The organism is Mesorhizobium escarrei, assembly GCF_935825525.1.
GTDB lineage: Bacteria > Pseudomonadota > Alphaproteobacteria > Rhizobiales > Rhizobiaceae > Mesorhizobium > Mesorhizobium escarrei.
The window spans coordinates 971-1,738 of the sequence record NZ_CAKXZT010000017.1 but is presented as its reverse complement, the minus strand read 5'-3'; the positions used below and the strand labels follow the sequence as shown (position 1 = coordinate 1,738).

Here is a 768-nt window from a genome sequence, read left to right as displayed (position 1 = left end):
AGACGTCGAAGCTCGTTTTGGAGCGAGATCAGCCCGAGCGCATTGAAGAAAGCCTTGCGGAAAGCGTCGTTCATGTGACTGGCCCCGGCGTTCCACCATGGGCCGCGGCCATTGCTGGCCGAGTCACGTGCGCGTTGCTCTGTCAGACCTCGTTGCACCAGTCGTGTTCGCCGGGTGGTGGGTCGTTTCCATTGCCGCCATAGCACGCAGCGCAGTTTGCGCCGCAGCCAGCCGTCCAGTTCCTCCAGAATCCCCTTTCCTTCGGTCAGCCGGAAATAAGCAATCCAGCCACGCAGGATCGGGGCGAGGTGTTTGACGGTGGCGGCAAGGGCGCAACCACGCCCAGCCCGAAACGCGGCCCTCAGCTTGTCCCGCAGCCGCGCCACGCTCGACCGCGCAATCAACAGGCGCGGTGCTTTGTGGGCGGTCATGGTGTAGCCGAGGAAGGTGCGCTTCCACGGTCGGTCCACGGCGCTCTTGTCGCCGTTGACTTTTAGCTTCAGCCGCTCGGCCAAGAACCGGGTGAGCGAGGCCATGATGCGCTCACCGGCACGCTGCGACCGCACATAGACGTTGCAGTCGTCGGCGTAACGGCAGAAGGCATGACCACGCCGCTCCAGTTCCTTGTCGAGATCGTCGAGCAGGATGTTCGACAGCAGCGGCGAGAGCGGCCCGCCTTGCGGCGTCCCTTCGCTGCGCACCGTCTCGACCCCGCCCGTCATCAACCCTGCCTGCAGGTAGCGGCGGATCAACCGCAGCACCCGCTTG

The 768-nt window shown here is 64.8% G+C and carries 1 protein-coding gene; it reads right to left on the bottom strand.

From position 1 onward, the window contains the following. On the bottom strand, nucleotides 1-768 hold a 768-nt coding region (locus tag NMG80_RS01820; protein WP_436798527.1), incomplete at both ends, for a group II intron maturase-specific domain-containing protein.